Annotated in this window: 17 protein-coding genes; 1 reads left to right on the top strand and 16 read right to left on the bottom strand. The window is 63.5% G+C overall.

Annotation, left to right across the window (positions count from 1 at the left end; genetic code table 11):
- Position 1: 1 nt before the first annotated feature.
- The 6 genes from AWB82_RS16775 to AWB82_RS16750 form a co-directional block, all read right to left on the bottom strand.
- Positions 2–940, bottom strand: coding sequence for a phosphate acetyltransferase (locus AWB82_RS16775; protein ID WP_235023331.1), 939 nt, complete (start codon positions 938–940; stop codon positions 2–4).
- 38 nt (positions 941–978) lie between these two features.
- Positions 979–3,330: a DUF3141 domain-containing protein gene (locus AWB82_RS16770; RefSeq protein ID WP_086969108.1), complete on the bottom strand. Its 2,352-nt coding sequence runs from the start codon at positions 3,328–3,330 to the stop codon at positions 979–981.
- A gap of 150 nt (positions 3,331–3,480) precedes the next feature.
- On the bottom strand, positions 3,481–5,175 hold the full coding sequence (locus AWB82_RS16765) for a SulP family inorganic anion transporter (RefSeq protein ID WP_086969106.1): 1,695 nt from the start codon (positions 5,173–5,175) through the stop codon (positions 3,481–3,483).
- A 26-nt stretch (positions 5,176–5,201) separates the two neighbouring features.
- Positions 5,202–6,035, bottom strand: a complete 834-nt coding sequence (gene ppk2, locus AWB82_RS16760) for a polyphosphate kinase 2 (protein WP_096031434.1) — start codon at positions 6,033–6,035, stop codon at positions 5,202–5,204.
- A gap of 101 nt (positions 6,036–6,136) precedes the next feature.
- Positions 6,137–6,394 carry an RNA recognition motif domain-containing protein gene (locus tag AWB82_RS16755; protein ID WP_086969104.1) on the bottom strand — a complete coding sequence of 86 codons (258 nt, stop codon included), beginning with the start codon at positions 6,392–6,394 and terminating at the stop codon, positions 6,137–6,139.
- Between the two features lie 58 nt (positions 6,395–6,452).
- Positions 6,453–6,665 (bottom strand): DUF2964 family protein, encoded by a 213-nt coding sequence (locus tag AWB82_RS16750; protein WP_235023330.1) that lies wholly within the window; start codon positions 6,663–6,665, stop codon positions 6,453–6,455.
- Between the two features lie 274 nt (positions 6,666–6,939).
- Here AWB82_RS16750 and AWB82_RS16745 point away from each other — a divergent pair, with 274 nt between their 5' ends.
- Entirely contained in the window at positions 6,940–7,866 is a 927-nt protein-coding gene (locus AWB82_RS16745) for a hypothetical protein (protein ID WP_235023333.1), read from the top strand.
- Between the two features lie 10 nt (positions 7,867–7,876).
- Here AWB82_RS16745 and AWB82_RS16740 read toward each other — a convergent pair whose 3' ends face one another.
- The 10 genes from AWB82_RS16740 to glgX all read right to left on the bottom strand — a co-directional run bounded on the left by AWB82_RS16740 (position 7,877) and on the right by glgX (position 17,897).
- A complete protein-coding gene (locus AWB82_RS16740) occupies positions 7,877–8,260 on the bottom strand; it encodes an RT0821/Lpp0805 family surface protein (protein WP_086969098.1) in 384 nt (127 codons plus the stop codon).
- Positions 8,261–8,271: 11 nt separating this feature from the next.
- Positions 8,272–8,784 carry a hypothetical protein gene (locus AWB82_RS16735; RefSeq protein ID WP_086969096.1) on the bottom strand — a complete coding sequence of 171 codons (513 nt, stop codon included), beginning with the start codon at positions 8,782–8,784 and terminating at the stop codon, positions 8,272–8,274.
- Positions 8,785–8,819: 35 nt separating this feature from the next.
- Positions 8,820–9,407 carry a hypothetical protein gene (locus tag AWB82_RS16730; RefSeq protein ID WP_086969094.1) on the bottom strand — a complete coding sequence of 196 codons (588 nt, stop codon included), beginning with the start codon at positions 9,405–9,407 and terminating at the stop codon, positions 8,820–8,822.
- Positions 9,408–9,443: 36 nt separating this feature from the next.
- Positions 9,444–9,917: a YMGG-like glycine zipper-containing protein gene (locus tag AWB82_RS16725; RefSeq protein ID WP_096031433.1), complete on the bottom strand. Its 474-nt coding sequence runs from the start codon at positions 9,915–9,917 to the stop codon at positions 9,444–9,446.
- Positions 9,918–9,995: 78 nt separating this feature from the next.
- Positions 9,996–10,910: a DUF2950 domain-containing protein gene (locus AWB82_RS16720; RefSeq protein ID WP_086969226.1), complete on the bottom strand. Its 915-nt coding sequence runs from the start codon at positions 10,908–10,910 to the stop codon at positions 9,996–9,998.
- A 10-nt stretch (positions 10,911–10,920) separates the two neighbouring features.
- Positions 10,921–12,117, bottom strand: a complete 1,197-nt coding sequence (locus tag AWB82_RS16715; RefSeq protein WP_235023329.1) for a DUF3300 domain-containing protein — start codon at positions 12,115–12,117, stop codon at positions 10,921–10,923.
- A gap of 283 nt (positions 12,118–12,400) precedes the next feature.
- A complete protein-coding gene (locus AWB82_RS16710) occupies positions 12,401–13,072 on the bottom strand; it encodes a VIT1/CCC1 transporter family protein (RefSeq protein ID WP_086969090.1) in 672 nt (223 codons plus the stop codon).
- An 8-nt stretch (positions 13,073–13,080) separates the two neighbouring features.
- Entirely contained in the window at positions 13,081–14,076 is a 996-nt protein-coding gene (locus AWB82_RS16705; RefSeq protein ID WP_086969088.1) for a 2-hydroxyacid dehydrogenase, read from the bottom strand.
- 42 nt (positions 14,077–14,118) lie between these two features.
- Positions 14,119–15,708 carry an aspartate:alanine exchanger family transporter gene (locus AWB82_RS16700; RefSeq protein ID WP_086969086.1) on the bottom strand — a complete coding sequence of 530 codons (1,590 nt, stop codon included), beginning with the start codon at positions 15,706–15,708 and terminating at the stop codon, positions 14,119–14,121.
- Positions 15,709–15,797: 89 nt separating this feature from the next.
- Entirely contained in the window at positions 15,798–17,897 is a 2,100-nt protein-coding gene (glgX, locus tag AWB82_RS16695; protein ID WP_086969084.1) for a glycogen debranching protein GlgX, read from the bottom strand.
- Between the last annotated feature and the right edge of the window lie 185 nt (positions 17,898–18,082).

Genomic DNA, 18,082 nt, shown 5'->3' with positions numbered 1-18,082 from the left:
TTCACCCCATCAATTGCGCATCTTCGCGGCGCTTCGACGCCACGAGCGACGCGATCGCGCACGACGCAAGCCGCGATTGCAGCGAATCGGCGCGGCTCGTCAGAATGATCGGCACGCGCGCGCCGAGCACGATGCCCGCGGCATCCGCGTTCGCGAGAAAAGACAGACTCTTCGCGAGCATGTTGCCCGCTTCGAGATCCGGCACGATCAGCACGTTCGCGCGTCCCGCGACGGGCGAATCGATCTTCTTCGTGCGCGCCGCTTCGGGATCGATCGCGTTGTCGAGCGCGAGCGGTCCATCGACGAGCGCGCCCGTGATCTGATGCCGGTCGACCATCTTGCAGAGCGCGGCCGCCTCCAGTGTCGAGGGCACTTTCGGGTTCACCGTTTCCATTGCCGAGAGAATCGCGACGCGCACTTCCGCAAAGCGCAGCGCGTGGCCGAGATCGATCGCGTTCTGCACAATGTCGACTTTATCGGCGAGCGTCGGCGTGATGTTGATCGCCGCGTCGCTGATGATGAGCACGTCGTCATGCCCCGGCACGTCCATGATGAAGCAATGCGACACGCGCCGCTGCGTGCGCAGGCCGCCGTCGCGCTTCACGACCGCGGCCATGATTTCATCGGTGTGCAGGCTGCCCTTCATGAGCGCTTCGGCCTTCGCCTCGCGCACGAGTTCCACCGCTTTGTCCGCGGCCTCGTGGCTATGCTGCGCATCGACGATAGGAAAGCCCGCGATGTTGAGACCGCACTCCTCCGCGACTTCGCGAATGCGATCGCGCGGCCCGACAAGTTGCGGCGCGATCAGGCCCATCTCGTGCGCCTTCACCGCGCTTTCCAGCGAGGTCCGGTCACACGGATGCACGACCGCCACCGAGAGCGGCGGCAAGGTCTTGCAAACTTCGATGAGCCGTACATATTTTTCGCGCGGTTGATTCATATCTACTCCGAAATAATGTGAGATGCGCCGCCTGATTTTCAGTGCGCGGGCGCGGACCGTCTTGCCGTGCGCCCGGTTTTGACAGGCAGCGCCGCGCGGATGCGCGCGAGCATGTCGTGTTGCGCGGCCGTCGGCTCGAAGCCTTGCATGCGGCTGTCGTCGTGCAGCTTGTCGAAGAGCGTGAGGAGCTTCTTGCGGTCCTCGATGTCGTCGAGCAGATCGGGCAACGCGGCAAGCGCCTGCTCCGGCTCGTAGCGCACGATGATCTCCTGTTCGCCGCGAATGCGCCGCCATTCGTCGCGTGGCATCTGCGGCAGATATTCCGCATAGTCCGCGGCGAGTTCCTGACGCAGCACCATGCGCGTGAGCGGCAACGGCTCGTCGCGACGCATCAGCAGGCACGCGACGCGCGCGACCGCTTCCGCATAGCCGCCATGCGTGACGGACGCGAGCGCTTCCTGCACGAAAGGCAGATCGCGCGGATCGGTTCGATGCTCGTGCTCCGCGTGCCCCTCGTGCGCCTCGTGCGCCTCGTGCTCTTGCGCGCGATGCACCGAGAACATGTTGCCGTAGACGGAGAAGAACATCGCCTCGGTCGTCGCATCGCGCATCGCGCGATAGAAGTCGAGGCTCGCACTGATCATGTCGGAGCCGCAATGTTCGGCATGACGCAACACGTCGCCCTCGGTGTCGGGCTTGCGCGCGGCCTTCACCGCCTCCGCCGCGGGGCCGAGCCACGCGAGCCACGGATTGAAATCCGAGAACATCCAGCGCTGCGCGCGCAACGGATGAAACGCGCGCAACAACGCCGCGGACGTGTCGTTCGCCATCGCCTGCACGAAGGGCTGCGCGAACATTTCATACGCGCGCTGATTGAAATCCGATACCTGTTTTACCGCTTCGAAGGGCAATTCGTCCACACGCTCGAACCGGTTGAAGCGCGCAGTCAACTCTTCGAGACGGCGCTCGTGAAAGCTCACCTCGTATTCGGTCTTGCCGTTCTCGCCGTGGCGCTCGGCGATCTCCATGCCATACAGCCCCGGCGGAAACGACTCGATCGCCTCCAGCACCGACGCGATCTGCGTGTATTCCTTCTTCGCCACCTTGCCGCTCACGAAGATGCCCAAGTGCCCGATGCTCTTGTGCATCAAGCCGACGATCACCTGGCCGCGCGCCTTGATTTCGTCCGTGCTGCCGTAGATATCCGCGACCCAGTTGAAGGCCTGTTGCGGCGGCGTGATGTTGTCGCCCATCGAAGCGAAGAGGACGATCGGCGACTTGATCGCGCGCAGATCGAACGACGCGCCCGACACGCCGCGCACTTCGCCCGACCACAGCTTGTTGCCGACGAAAAGATTGCGCGTGATCCATTCGATCTCTTCGCGGTTCATCAGGTAGTAACCGCCCCACCAGCGTTCGAAGTCGAGAAAGCGCGCCGGTTCGGTGTCGATCTTGTCGAACAGCGTGTAGTACTTGTCCCAGAAGCTGTTCGCCGGATTGAGGTTCTCGAAGTTCTCAACGAGATACGCACCGTCGAACTTGCCGTTGCCGAGATCCGCCGTTAGTGAAGCGAGCCACGTGCCGCCCAGCATGCCGCCCGAATAGCGCATCGGGTTGTCGCCCTCGCCTTCGCTCCACGCCCCGCTCCAGTACGACATCGGCGCGCCGTTGATGACGAGCGGACCGGTATCGTCGGGCTGCGAACTCGCGAGCATCATCGCGGCCCAGCCGCCCTGACAATTGCCGACGATCGCGGGCTTCGGGCTATCGGGATGCAGTTCGCGCACGTTCTTGACGAACTGCTGCTCGGCCGCGCAAACGTCGAGCAGCGTCTGGCCGGGTTGCGGATCGCGAAAGAACGTGACGAAGTACACCGGATGACCCGCGCGCAACGCGACGCCCACTTGCGAATCGTCCTTGAATCCGCCGATGCCGGGACCATGCCCCGCACGCGGATCGATGATGAGATACGGGCGTTTCAACGGGTGGATGATCACGCCCTCGGGCGGCACGATGCGCAACAGCGCATAGTTCACGGGCCGCGCGAAAGTGCGTCCGTCGATCAGCATTTCGTGCGCGAAATGCAGCACCGGTTCGAGACCGCGCTTCGTCTGCTCGATGAAATTGTTGCCGCGTTGACGCAGCGTGTCCCAGAAGAGAACGGAGCGCTGCATGAGATCGACCGCATAGCCGTAGCCGTTGAACGGGCTCGCCGCGTGCGCGGACGCTTCGTCGAAATGATTCGGTCCACCGTTGCTGAAAAAACGCGTGCCCGCATCGCGTGCGCGCTCTGTGAACTCCCGCTGCGCGAGTTCCGCGCGCTTCTGAAACACGCGTGCGACCTTATCCGCGATTTCCTGGCTGCGCGCCAGTTGACCTGCATACGTCATGACGTGACCTCCGCGAAGACAATGTGCAAGGAATAACGCTGAAAGCAGATGCATCGGCCGCCATGACGAACGCATGGACCGATGAACTGGATACCATCGTCAAAATATAAGCGCAATCTGCGACAAGCAGGTGGCAAAAAATGCCGCGACTCAGCGACGCGGGGCATCTTGGCCATTGCGCGAAACAATCTCCCGATAAGTAGTCACGACATGTTCGAGGTTATAAAACATGCGCGTTTCGCCGAGCAGCGCGCCGAGCGGCGAGCGACGCACCGCCGCGAGTACGCCCGGGTTCAGGCCCGCGAGCCAGAGCGTGACGCCGTTCGAGGCGAGGCGCGCTTCGGCTTCGATCATCATCTTGAGCGCGGTGTATTCGACATCGAAAACGCGGCTTAGATCCAGCACGACGATCTTCGCATCGGACTCGCGCACAAGCGGCCGGATTTTTTCAGCGACACGTTGCGCGTTCGCAAAGAATATCCGGCCCTCGGGACGCAGCAGCAACAGGCCGGGAAACGCTTCGTCGTCCGGATGCCGCGACGAAGCGCGCCGGAACACGTTCGTTCCCGGTATCCGCTTCAATGTGTACACGGGCGGATTCGACACTTGATGCGCGAGCGCGAAGAGCGAAACGACGATCGCGACGACAATGCCCTCCAGCGTGCCCAGCAGCACGACGCCCGCGCATGCCGTGAGCGCCCACACGAATTCGGTGCGGCGGATCTTCAGGATCGCGCGGAACTCGGCGGGGCTGAAAAGCCCGATGGAATAGAACACGACGACGGCGGCGAGCGTCGCGTGCGGCATCAACGCCATGAGGGGCGCAAACAGCAGCATGACGGCGAGCGCGAGCGCCGCCGTCACGAGCCCCGCGAGTTGCGTGCGCGCGCCCGCTTGTCTGTTCACGGCTGTCTGACTCGTTCCGCCGCCCGACACCATCGCGCCGAAAAATGCGCCGCCCGCGTTCGCGAGGCCGGTCGCGAGCAGTTCGCGGTTCGCATCGGGCGCGGGTTCGTCGTTGCGCGCGAATGCGCGCGCGGCTGCAATGCTTTCGGTGAAACTCATCAACGCGATGCCCAGCGCGTCCGGCCACAGTTTCAAGGCGAGCGACAAATCCGGCTTCGTCCACGACGGCAATCCCGCGGGCACCGCGCCGACCGTTTCGACGCCATGCGCGCGCAGACCGAACGCGGCCACCGCGACGATCGCCGCCGCGACGACGAACAACGGCGCCGGCGCGCGCGGCGCGAAGCGTTCGAGCACGACGAGCGCGGCGAGCGAAAGCAACGCGAGCGCGAGCGTGCTCGCCGACAGATGCGGCAAGCCCGCGACGAACGCGCCGACGTTATGAAAGAACGATCCCTTCGGATAGTGAATGCCGAACAGCTTCGGCAACTGATCCACGACTATGACGATCGCCACGCCCGCCTTGAAACCGACGAGCACCGGCTCGGAAATGAAGTTCGCGACGAAGCCGAGGCGCAGGCACGCCGCCCCGACGAGCATGATGCCGACGAGCGCCGTCAGCGTCGCGTTGGCGGCGGCGAGCGCGTGGGGATCGGCGTTGGCGAGCGTCGCGCCGAGCGCGTTCGCGGCGAGAATCGCGAGCGTGGTCGTCGTGCTGACAGAGAGCGCGCGCGACGTGCCGATGAACGCGTAGACGAGCATCGGCACGCACGCCGTATAGAGGCCGACCTGAACCGGCAGGCCCGCGATCGTCGCGTAGGCGAGCGCCTTCGGTATCACGACGGCGGCGGCCGTCAGCCCCGCGACGGTATCGGCGCGCGCCCACTGTTTCTCGTAGTGAAACAGCCATTCGGGCGCGATGGACACGCGATGCGACATGACGATCCCGTGCGCCGAAACCGTGCTCAGAAGCGCTCGGGCACGTAGCGCAGCGGCCGCTCGCTCTCGCGATAACCCTCCGCCTTCTGGCGCTTGGGCAGCTTCACCTTTTCCCTCGGCACGGCCTTGTACGGGATGCTCGCGAGCAAATGGCTGATCAGGTTCAGGCGCGCGCGGCGCTTGTCGTCGGAGCGCACGACATACCACGGCGCCGTGTCCGTGTCGGTCGCCTCGAACATGTCGTCGCGGGCGCGCGAGTAGTCGTACCAGCGGCTATACGAGCGCAGATCCATCGGCGAGAGCTTCCAGATCTTGCGTTCGTCGTGGATGCGTTCTTCGAGACGCCGCGTCTGCTCGTCCTGACCGACTTCGAGCCAGTACTTGAGCAGAATCACGCCCGAATCGATGATCGCGCGCTCCACGAGCGGCACGCCCTTGAGGAAGGTTTTCGCCTGCTCCTCGGTGCAAAAGCCCATCACGCGCTCGACGCCCGCGCGGTTGTACCAGCTCCGGTCGAACAGCATGATCTCGCCCGCGGCGGGCAGATGCGGCAGATAGCGCTGCACGTACATCTGCGTCTTCTCGCGCTCGGTGGGCGCGGGCAGCGCGACCACCCGGAAAATGCGCGGGCTCACGCGCTCGGTGATCGCCTTGATCGTGCCGCCCTTGCCCGCGCCGTCTCGTCCCTCGAAGATGACGCAGACCTTCGCGCCCGTATAAACGGCCCATTCCTGCAACTTCACGAGTTCGACATGCAGACGCGCCAGCTCCTTCTCGTACTGTTTCCGGTTCAGGCGCTCATGCACGGCCGCGCCTTCGCGCACGCCTCTCGATTCGCTGACAGCCCTCTCTTCTTTCATCGCGGTGTCCCCATGTTTTTCGATGCGATCTGCGCGGCCACGTCGAGTCCGCCGTCGCGACGATGCGCGCGGCGCGAGGTCGCGGCTCCGTCACGAAGCCGTCAGGTTTCGTTGCGCTCGGGCATGACCTGCACCACGAGCGTGCGGTTTTTCCAGAACATGTTGTGGATGCGCGGCTGGAACGTGCGCAGCACGTGCGGCTCGATCGAATCGAAAGTGACGACCGCGGCCGGATGCTCGCCGGTGCCTGTCACGCGCTGAACCGAATCGAAGGGTGGAAAACCGTAGCGGCAGAGAAATTCCTTGATTTCGTCGTCGGTCGTGGACTCTTCCACGTTGCCCATCCAGAGGTCGCCCATTACAAAATTCTCCGTTGAGTTCTGCGATGTTTCATCGATTAATACACCAGTGGACGGCTCAGGTCGACCCGTCGCGCTTGGCCGATTTGCGCTGCGCGAGCGGATTGAGCGCGACGACGAAAATCACGATGCCGATGCCGAGCGCCCACATGCCGTAATGGAATTCGGGCTTCAAATCGTACAGAAGGCCGTGGATCGTGAAATACAGGCCGGCGAGCCAGATGAACACGCCAATCGAGGCAACCACCATGCGCGGCTCGTTCAGTCTCATCGATGTCTCCCGGACGCTTTGCGCGAGATAGCTTCAGTTTAGGAAATTCCCGGTCCTTCTGTGAACACACTCGTATCCGACAGCTTGGCGCGCGCGCACCGTTACGCTACATTTTCTTCGTATGACAGTGGGATCGGGCAACGGCTCCGCGCACGCGACGACGTAGCGGCGGAGCAGCCGAAGCAACGTACGACCAATCAGCCGTTCAACGTTCTGGCGCGCTCCGCACATGCGAAAGCCGATCCTTTCTTCGAGCCGGTTGCAACTCCTTTCGATGTGCGTCGTCCTGGCGGCCGCGCCGGGCATCGCGCAGGCGCAGGCCGCGCCCGATCGCGCGGTCGTCGGCACGAACGTGAAGAACTACGCGAACGCCGTGCTCGCGATCATGTCGTACACCGCCGTGCCCGACGTCACAACGAGCTCGCTTTCCATCAACAGCGGCGTGAGCGGCAATCCGGGCTTCGGCCAGTCGCAGCTCGGCGGCGGCTTCACCCTCAGCAGATCGTTTCCGCTCTATCTCGAAGGCACCATCGCGTACAGCCGCTACGATCCCACGTTCATCGCGACCGACGGCAATCAGGAACGTCCCGTGCCGGCGAAATGGAATACGGCGAGCACGACGATCGGCATCGGCTGGGACTTTCCCATCACCAGCGAACTGCGCTTTCGGCCGATCCTCAACGGCATGATCGGCCGCGTCGCGAGCGATTTGCGCGTCGCGCAGACAGTGTTCAATCGCGTCGCGAACACGAACCTCCAGTTCCTCGAAGACGGCGCGCTCAATGCGTATGGTCTCGGCGGCTCGCTGATGCTCGATCTGGAGCATTATCGCGAGCACTACGAAATCGATGTCGAGCTGCGTGCAACCGATATCTATTTACGCAGCTTCGGCAGTTCCTCGGAAGCGGTGCAGGGATCGGCCGCCGCGCAACAGTTCAGCTTGTGGGCGCGCTGGCGTGCGCCCACAGGCTTCGCCGCGCTCGACCGGCCGGTGCGTTACGTGCTGGAAACTGCGTATTCGCATTACTTCGGCGACAGCGCGGGCGTGCTCGGCTTCAACGACCTGACGTCGCTCGGCGTCGGACTCGAACTCGACAGCAGCAGATATCCCGTGATCGTCACGCGCACGCGCGCGATGGTGCGCTACGTGTTCGGCCACAACGTGCATGGCGTGTCGTTCGGCTTCGCCGTCAGCTTCTAGCGCGCAAACTTCACTGTTTTTTGATCTGCCATAGGCCGCCGTCTTTCTTGCAGGCGGTCGGCGTCCAGCTCTGCGTCTGCCCCTTCGCGACCGCCGTGAGCGTGACCTTGCGACACGTCCCGCCGTCGCTCTTCACGGTGTCGCGCGGCGTGACCGTGCCTTCTATGTGCACGGGATTGCCCGTGCCTTCGTTGCTCCATGGAACCGACTCGCCGTCTTTTTTCGTGTCGAGCGCGCCCTGCGCGGCGCGATTGAGCGCCTGGCGATCGGGCGGCTTCATGTAGCTGATCGGCGTGTCGTTCAGAAAGTTCAGGTTCGCGGCGTGGACGCACGCGCCTGACAGCGAGAGCGCGCCAAGCACGCCCCATGCGAAACCGCTTGCTCTTGCGCGCATGACCGTCTCCGTTAAAGCACGTTGCGCTGGCTCGGATCGTATTTCGGATCGGGCTGCTTCTGCGTCTGCCTGAGCACGCCCTGAGCATCGAAATAAAAATGAAAGAGCATGTGGTCGATGTTGTTCTCCATGTATCGATACGACCACACCTCACGATCCATCCGCTTGAAATAGGCCGTCTCGAACGGGCGTCCGAACGCGACCAACACGTCCTTGTTCGTCCACTTGTTGACCTCGGCGCGATAGAACTCGTTTTCCTGAAGCACTTGCCGAACACTGACCGTATTGCCCGACGCATCGAGATCGACGGCGGTGGTCGTCGATCCCATCGGCTGCGTGGGCCACATGAGACGCTTGCCGCCGTTGGGCAGGTCGTAGGTTTCCTTCGGCGGCCCGAGCTTCGCGACGATCGCCTGCTGATCCATGCCGGGCTGCACGCGCTGCTCCGGCTGCGCGCAACCGGCGAGCGTGAGCGCGATGGCGCATGCGCCGTGCGTCAATGCGAATGCAAAGCGTTTTTTCATTGGTCTCTCCCGCGTGCGCCACGCTGCGTGCCGCTTTATTTCGTCACGGCGGGTTCCACGGATATCGCGAACGCTTCCGTATAAACGGCCTTCACCTGATCGCCCTTCTTGACGCGCTTCAGGCGTTCGGGATCGTGTACACGCAGCTCCACCGTTTCGCCGCGCGGACCGCGTAGCGTGACAGTCTTCGCATGACGATCGACGGCGATGACATCGGCGATGACCGTCACTTCGCGTCCGATTTCGCCGCCCGGCTTCGCACCGGCCGGCGCGCGCTGGCCCGTGTCGTTCTCCGAGAGCGACGGCTGCGTCTTCTTGTCGAGGAGACTCAGTGTCAGCGACTCGCGATACTGCGCGTTGACGACATCGCCGAGTGCAAGTTGATCGAAGTTGCGCGCTTCGTTCGTGACTTCCAGTTCCATCACCTTGCCCGAAGACGTTTTCAGCGTGACGGTGCGCGTCGCCGGATCGATGCCGACGATGGTCGCCGTGACCTTCGCGACGCCCTGCACCGTGGCGCCGTCCGGGTTCTGCACGACGCTCACGTCCGCCTGAGGCCCGGCCGAAAATGCGCTTGCGGAAATCGCAAGACACGACAAGACAACGAGGCTGCGGCGTTTCATGATCGCGCTCCTTGTTCTATCGACGCTGCAATGAGCTTATTGAATCGTGTAACCGCGTCCCTGCATGCACGCCGACCACGCGCGATAGTACGTCGACATCGCGCCCTGGCTCTGCGCCTGTGCGTTGGCTTCCTGCGCCCGCTTGTTCTGCCGCGCGCGCGCGCCGCCGGCCATCGTGCCAGCGGTTGCGCCGATAGCCGCGCCCTTGCCCGCATCGCCCGTGATCGCGCCGATCACCGCGCCGCCCGCCGCGCCGCGCGCCGCGCCGCCTACACGCTCGCCGCCGCCGACGGCCGGTCCGCCTTGCGGTGGCGGCGCCGCCGATGCGGTGGCCGGGTCGATACCCGTGTTGCTCTTCGCCCAGCTATAGCACGCGCCGTCGTCGCTTTGCTGTTTCTGCGCGCTTTGCCCCTTGGCCGGATAAGCGATCGGCTTGCTCTGCGCGAGCGCGTCGAGCGCGATCACGGTGATCACGATGGCGCAACCGGCACGCAATCTGTTTGCATTCATGGCGACTCCTTGCCTGTTTCGAGCGTTCAAGCGATTCAAGATTTCGTCGATTCCACGAGATCCGCGCCCGTTCATTTTTCAAAACTCCTGCACACGGGTCCAGGATGAATCGGGATCGAATTCCGTCAGCGGCGGCGCGGACGCACCACGATTCTTTTGATACACGACGCCGTTGTTATTGACAATGAAAGTCATCACGCCGCTCGCGCCGTATTGCGCGGGATACGCGGCCATCGCAAAGCCCGCCAGCATCCGCCCGTTGATGATATAGCTGAAAGCGCCGCCCGGCGCGTGCTTTCCCTGCTTCGTCAGGATGCGAAAATAGTATCCGTGGTAAGCGTCGCCGGGGTTTCGATCCTTGAAATAATTGGCGCTCGCGGCAATCAACGGGCCGAACGGACTCAACTCTTCGCCCTTCGATTCATCGGCGGGCCAATAGAGTCCGTCGCGCTTGCCGGGCGAACTGCCGAGCTTGCGCGCGTATTGCAGCACGCCGTCTCCCGTGCGGTCGCGCGTCGCGTACTCGCGTTGCGCATCGAGATACGCGTGCAACACCTTGATCGCCTCGCGCTCGTTCGCACCGATGCGCCGGTCCAGCACTTCCTGCTCGCCCTCTTCGGTCGCGAAGCGCCACGCGCCGTGCTCGCGCACGAGGGGAATCGGCATTGGCCACGCTTCGTCGCCGATACGCAGAATGCGGCGGTCCGGCGACGTTTCCTCCAGCATGTGAAACGCCTCGAATTCGGCAAGCGCGTTGGCGCGCAACTCGCGATTTTCGGCTTCGTCGGGCGTCACGACGAGCTGCTTGTGCGCGTTGCCGAAGATCGCGATGAGCGCGGCGTCGTCGTTCGATTTCAGCGCCTGCGCGAGCGCGCTCACGGCATCCTCGGGCGTCGCGAACGTCTGCTGCTGTTGCGCGGCGAGAACGCGCAAGGGCGCGAGCAACATCGTGATAGTTGCAAATGCAACCAATATGCGAGTCGACATGTTCATGACGCGGCTCCTATCGACGTCCACCGCCGCGGCCGCCGCCACCGAAACCGCCGCGGCCGCCTCCGCCCGAGAAGCCGCCGCCGCCCTGGAAGCTGCGGCCGCCTTGTCCGCCCGACATCGACTGACGGCTCGCCGCGCCGCGCGCGCTGTCCGCCCGTGCGCCCTGGGCCGAACCGTAACCGCTGAAGGCATCGCCGCCGCGTCCCTCAAAGTTGCCGGGGTTCTGCGCGCGCGGCGTGTTCTGCGTGGCCGTCGGCGTGCGCGCGGCCGCGCGTTGCGTGCCGCCGCCCGCCGCGCCGGCACTGCCGCTGCCCGCGCGCGCAGGCGCGTCGCCGACCCGTTGCGCCGATGCGCGCGGGTTCGTGCCCGAGACTTGCCCCGGCTTCTTCTCGGAGCGCCACGTGCTCGATTGCTGCGATGCCGATGCACTGCGATTCGCCGCGCGATTGCTCAACTCGTTCTTCACCTCGGTGCGATTGACATTGCCCTCGCGATTGATGTTGATCGTGTTGTTGCCGCCGTTGTAATTGGTTTCGTAGTGCCCGCCGTGCCACGCCGCCGTGATAGCCGCGCCCCAGATGAGACCTGTCGCGAAAGCCGCGCCCGGCGCATACGGGTAGTAATAGACGGGATACGGCGCGGGCGCATAGGTGTAGACAGGCGTCGGACTGCTCACGACCACGGTCGTCGGGTTGTATTGCGGCACGTAGATGACCTCGGGATTCGACGGCACGATCTTGATGACTTCCTTTTCGACGACGACCGTCTGCTTGTCATCGGTCTTCAGATTGCCCACCGATTGCGTCTGCCGGCGAAAGCGCTGCACCGCCTGCAACACGGCGCTCTGATCCGCCACCACCGCTTCGCCGAGTGCGACGGTCCAGTCGAGATCGACGCTCATCTTCTTGACCACTTCCGGGTAATTGAGAAGCGCTTTCACGGAGTCTTGCCACGCTTCGTTCACGGGCAGATTCTTATCGCTCTTTCTGCGTTCGAGAAATCGGTCCGCCTGCACGATTTCAATCGGATACGTCGATGCCGGCAAGATGATCGCAACGAGATCGTCGGGATATAGCGCGACCGGGCCGACGAGCTTGTCCAGGTCGGCCGGATTCATCGAAACGCTCGGAGCGCCGCTCGCGGCCGGCGCCTGCGCGCAGACGTTCGCACCGCACGCGAGCACGGACGCGACGAGAAGCACGCTCATGAAATTACGCATCGTTTCTTACCTGCATGAGGCCGTGACGCGGCTGATACAGCGCCGCGATAGTCGGTAATACAGACCACTCCAAGCTCAGGGATCGAATGCGCGAATAACTTGTGACCAGAACAGCGTTTCTATTCTCGTAGTGCCGTTTGTAGCTTGATGCGCGCCGACGTCGGGCCGCGCCAAATGAATACTATTCGAAGATATGCGAACTCTTTAGCGATTTCAAGAATCGCGGCGTAGGTGTTTATTCGCTGATTCGCCAAACGACGCGAGGTTTTAATTACCCGCCTAAGACGATGATCGCCATCGTCAGGAGTACGCCGAGGGTTGTCATCGCGAGACCCGCTTTCCAGCCGCGCCAGCCCGCATAACGGCCCAGCGCGAAGCCGCAGCAGAACAGCATCGCGAGCGTCAGCACGCGTGAAATCAGCAGAGCGGTGGGCACATGCTTGACAAGAACAAAAGGAGCGGCGACAGGAAACGTCGACAACACGATGATGATGAAGATGCCCAGCGCCGCGAGAAAATCGTCGCGCACGAAACGCGCGCGCTCGGGCAGGCTGGCGCTCGCGGCGATGCGCTTGCGTATCGATTCGAGGTCGTCGTCGGAGATGAACGGATCGAGCGTCGCGGACAGTCTGTCGCGCAACGCGCGCACGCCGGCGGCCGCATCGCGCTCGCGCTGAATGGCGAGCGCGAGCGCGTGCCTGCGCGCGCGGTCCGCGATCGTGCGCACGAGATACATGACGGCGTCGGCGAGGCCCCACGCGAGATTGCAGCCGAGCGCCGTGTAAAGCATCTTGCGCCCCGCCGCCTCGCCGCCCGTCGCCGCCGATACCGTGCCGACGAAGGTCAGCGCCATGAACAGGCCGAAGCACAACTCCGACACGCGGTCGACGGTATCGAGCACCGGCTCGCGCGCGCGTGCGCCGGGCGAATTCTCCTCGTGCATGAGCGCGGCTATCCGGCCTTCACCTCGTTTTCCAGAGGTTGATCTTTCTCGAATGCCGTGATGCTTTCAAGCGTGGTCTCGCAGATCGTCGTCAATGCTTCGCGCGTCAGATAAGCCTGATGCCCTGTCACGATGACATTCGGAAATGAGACGAGCCGCTGAAAAACATCGTCTTTGATGATCTCGCTTGAGAGATCGCGGAAGAAGAGATCGGCCTCCTGTTCGTAGACGTCGATGGCGAGACCGCCCAACTGGCCGGTCTTCAACGCCTCGATCACGGCTTCGGTGTCGATGAGCCCGCCGCGGCTCGTATTCACGAGCAACGCGCCGGGCTTCGCGCGCTTGAGCGTCTCCGAGTTGATGATGTGATACGTCTGCGGCGTGAGCGGACAAAAGAGCGCGACAATGTCCGCGCGCGCGCCGATCTCGCCCACGGTCGCATACTTCAGCCCCAGCGCCTCGAACTGCTTCGACGGATACGGATCGTAACCGAAGACGTCGCAGCCGAAGCCCTGCATGATCTTCGCGAACACGCAGCCGATCTTGCCCGTTCCCACCACCGCGACCGTTTTGCCATATAGATCGAAACCGATGAGGCCGTCGAGCGAGAAGTTCGAATCGCGCGTGCGGTTGTACGCGCGATGCACCTTGCGATTGATCGCGAGCAGCAGCGCGACCGCGTGTTCCGCCACCGAGTTCGGCGAATAGTTGACGACGCGGACCACCCTTATGCCGAGCTTCGCGGCGGCGGCGAGATCGACGTTATTGAAGCCGGTGCAGCGCAGCGCCACCAGACGCGTGCCGCCCTTGTGCAGCGCTTCGAGCACCTCGGCATTGGCCGTGTCGTTGACGAAGATGCAGACGGCGCCGTAGCCCGCCGCGAGCTCGACCGTGTCCATGTCGAGCGACATGTCGTGGTATTTGAGCTTATGGTTTTCGGCCTTGTTGGCCTGATCGAGATACTGGCGCTCGTAAGGCGTCGAACTGTAGATCGCCACTTCCATGATGTCCTCCTTCCAGATTCAGATGGCATGCTGGGACAAAGCCTAACCTGCGGCAAGCGATATGGCGATCTGCACGAATAGCACTTTGACGATGGTCATCGACGGAAAAATCATCGCGTACATGATGTCGGGCTTATCCGTCGGCGCAATGCGATTGGCGAACGCGAGGATCGCCGGATTGCCGGTTGCGCCGCAGATCACACCGATCGACGTATCGAAGGGCAGCTTGAAGATCCACAGGCAGAACACCGCCGTGACGGCCACGAGAACCAGCAGCGTGATGATGCCGTAGATCAGCAGAATCGGGCCGGCGGTGCCCACGGTCGCGACGAACTTCGGCCCGCATGAAATGCCGACTTGCGCGAGAAAAATCGTGAGGCCGAGATTGCGCAACACGAGGTTCGCCGAGAGCGGCATGACCCAGACGAACGGCCCGTTGCGCCGCGCCTTGCCCAGACACAGCGCGACCAGCAGCAACGCGGCGAGTCCCAGGCTGAACGCGCCGAGGCCGGGAATCGGCAGCGGAATCGCGCCGACCAGGAGGCCCACCGCCGCGCCGATGCCCAGGCAGATGAAGCTCAGATCCGCCGTGCCCTTGATCGAATCGCCGAAGAACGTGCGCATGGCCGGCTGATGCGCGCGATTCACGAGCAGGCCGACACGATCGCCCGCTTCGAGGATGAGATCGGGTGTCGAGAGCATGTCCGCGTCGCCGCGCCGCACGTGGGCGATCGCGCAGTTCACGCCATCGGGAAAGCGAATGTCGCCGAGCGCCATGCCGACGACCGCCGGGTTCGACGCGAACACGCGCATATAGTCGAGGTCCTCGCGATGGCTCGACATGCGTCCCGGCTGCGCTTCGCCGCACAGCCTGGTGGCTTCATCGAGCAGACGGCGGTCGGTGCTCGTGGCGAGCAGCACGTCGTCGGCGCGCAGCGTGAGGTCGGCAGTAGGCAACTGATTGTGATGCGCGCGCCGCACCGCCGCGATCGCCACGCCCGAAGGCAGACGGCTCGATAGTTCCAGTAACGTGAGTCCGAAGAGGCTCGCGTTTCGCAATGCGATCTCCGCTGTTTCGATCAACTTCGCGGGCGGCTTCTGAATCTTTACCTTCAGCGCAACGTTGAGCAGATAGATGAACAGGATCGGACCGGCGACGCCGAACGGATACGAAATACTGTACGCCACGGCCGCGTCGCTGCTTTTCATCGATGCGATCGCGACCTGCAGGCTCGCCGTGCTGGTGCCACTGCCCGCGAACATGCCGAGCGCGTCGGCCAGCTTGATGCCGAAGTGGATGAAGGCGCAGGACACGAGACCCGCAGCGATTACGCCGATGCACGCGGCCATGTTCGCCTTCATGCCCTCGCGGCTCGTCAGCCCGTGAAAGAACTGCGCGCCGTACTGAATGCCGATGCCATAAAGAAACAGCAGCAGCCCCAGCGTGCCGAGCAACGGCGGCGGTGCGGACTTCGGCGCGAATGCGCCGATCGCGAGCCCGACGAACAACACCGCGCCGGACCCGAGCGCGACACCCTTGATGTTGATTTCGCCGATCAGATAACCCAGCGCGATTGTCAGAAAGAGCGCGAATAGCGATTGATTTTCGAGAAAGGTCCTGACTGCATCCATTCCGCCTCCTGTGGGTGGACAAAGCAACTCGGCAGTACACGAACATTAAAGTCGGTTTGCGTCGCGCAGTCCAGCATCACCGTGCGGTTTCAGCGCGATTCGAGCACGATCACGCTACGCGCCCCGACACGGCACGCGCCACGTTCAACGAGCGCCGTTTCGCAATCCGGCACAATGTCGCGCGGCGATTCAGCAGACGTATCGACAATACGCCGCCAGCTTCCATTGACGGGAACCGGCAACGCGACGTCGCGACCGTCGTCGTTCATGTTGAGGATGACGTGCAGCATCGGCTCGTCCGGCGCGTGCCCCGCGAGCGTGAACGCGACGAAGCGCGCGCCGGGGTCGTGCCACGCGGGCGCGTCGAGACGTTCGCCGTGCCACGCGACATCGGGATGTATTTGACCATGCGCGGGACGTCCCGTCAGAAAGCGGCGGCGGCGCAGGCTCGCGTGACGCTTGCGCAGCGCGATCATCTCGCGCACGAAGCGCAGCATGTCGGGCGCGTCGCCGGCAAGATTCCAGTCCATCCACGAGAGCGCGTTGTCCTGACAGAACGCGTTGTTGTTGCCGCGCTGACTGCGCAAGAGTTCGTCGCCTGCGAGCAGCATCGGCACGCCCTGGCTCAGCAGCAGGATCGCGATGAAGTTGCGCGCCTGCCGAAGACGCAGGCCGGCGATCGCGGCATCGTCCGTTTCGCCTTCCGCGCCGCAATTCCACGACAGATTGTCGTTGCTGCCGTCGCGGTTGTCCTCGCCGTTCGCCTCGTTGTGCTTGGCGTCATAGCTGACGAGATCGCCAAGCGTGAAGCCATCGTGACACGTCACGAAGTTGATGCTGTTCGCGGGCAGACGGCCATCGTCCTCATAGAGGTCCGCGCTGCCCGCGATGCGCGTACACACTTCGCCGACCATGCCCGGATCGCCGCGCACGAAGCGCCGGATCGCGTCGCGGTAGCGTCCGTTCCACTCCGCCCAGTCCATGCCCGGAAACGCGCCCACGTGATAGAGCCCGCCCGCATCCCACGCCTCGGCAATCAACGGAACGCGCGCGAGTATCGGCGATGCTTCCATCGCCCACGGCAACGGCGGCGTGCGCAGCAATTCGCCGTGCGCGCCGCGCGCGAAGACGCTCGCGAGATCGAAGCGAAAGCCGTCGACGCCGAGTTCGCGCACCCAGTATTCGAGGCAGCGCATGATGAACGCCGACACCAGCGGATGATTGCAATTGATCGTGTTGCCGCAGCCCGTGTAATCGAGGTATTGGCGCGCATCGTTCGGGTCGGTCTGATAGAAAGCGTCGTTGGCGAAGACCTTGAAGTGGATCACCGGTCCGTTGCTGCCCGCCTCCGATGTGTGATTGAACACGACATCGAGCAGCACCTGAATGCCCGCGGCGTGCAATGCATCGACAAGTTCGCGGAACTCCTGCGGCGCGCGCGCGGGCTCGACGCAGTAGCGCGGATGCGGGCTGTAAAAACCATGCGTGCTGTAGCCCCAGTAGTTGCATAGCCCGCGCTCGGCAGCGAAGGCGGGAAGATCCTGTTCGTCGAAGGCCATCACGGGCAGCAGTTCGACATGCGTGACGCCGAGTGCCTTCAAATAAGGGATTTTCTCGATGAGACCCGCGAACGTGCCCGGATGACGCACGCCGCTAGACGGATGCCGCGTGAATCCGCCGACATGCAGTTCGTAGATGATCGCGTCGTCGAGCGTGCGGATGTCCACGTCATCGACGGGACGATCCAGCGGCTCGGTGACGATACCCCTGATCGACGCATGTTCGACGGCGTGCGCGCCAGCAGCCTGCCCGCGATGATAGAAGCGGTCGCTCACGCCGCGCGCGTGCGGATCGACCAGTTCCTTGCGGCTCGCGGCTTCGTCGCTCATCTGCGGCACGTCGAGCGGGCCGCATACGCGCCACGTATAGCAGCAGCGCAGCGGAAGATCTTCGACGAACACATGCCAGAAGAGATACGTGCGGTTCGTTTCGCTCGTCAGCGCGATAACCTGAAACGGCTCGACGCTCTCTTCCGATGCGTACAGCACGAGTTCGACACGCGTCGCGCGCGGGCAGAACGCGCAGAAGTTGACGCCGCCCGACTTGACCGTTGCGCCGAGCGGAAAGCGCGAGCCGGGCCGCGTGCGATAGCCCGGATGATCGCGCGCGATTGCAGGAATATCGCCCATTGTCGTCTCCCGCTTCGCCTCGGCACACTGAGCAAGGATATGTGAGGCGTGGTGGATTACAAGCGGCCCGGGCGAGTACGCATCGCTGCGCCATAAATTAAGCGCTTCAGGATATTCATGGGATAGCGATCTCGACGTTTCGTATCGGGCGCTTGACCGCGATGCAATTCCGCCTACAACGGAAT

The organism is Caballeronia glebae (assembly GCF_001545035.1).
GTDB classification, from domain to species: domain Bacteria; phylum Pseudomonadota; class Gammaproteobacteria; order Burkholderiales; family Burkholderiaceae; genus Caballeronia; species Caballeronia glebae.
The sequence above is the reverse complement of the archived record's forward strand: the minus strand, read 5'-3'. Positions and strand labels throughout refer to the sequence as shown.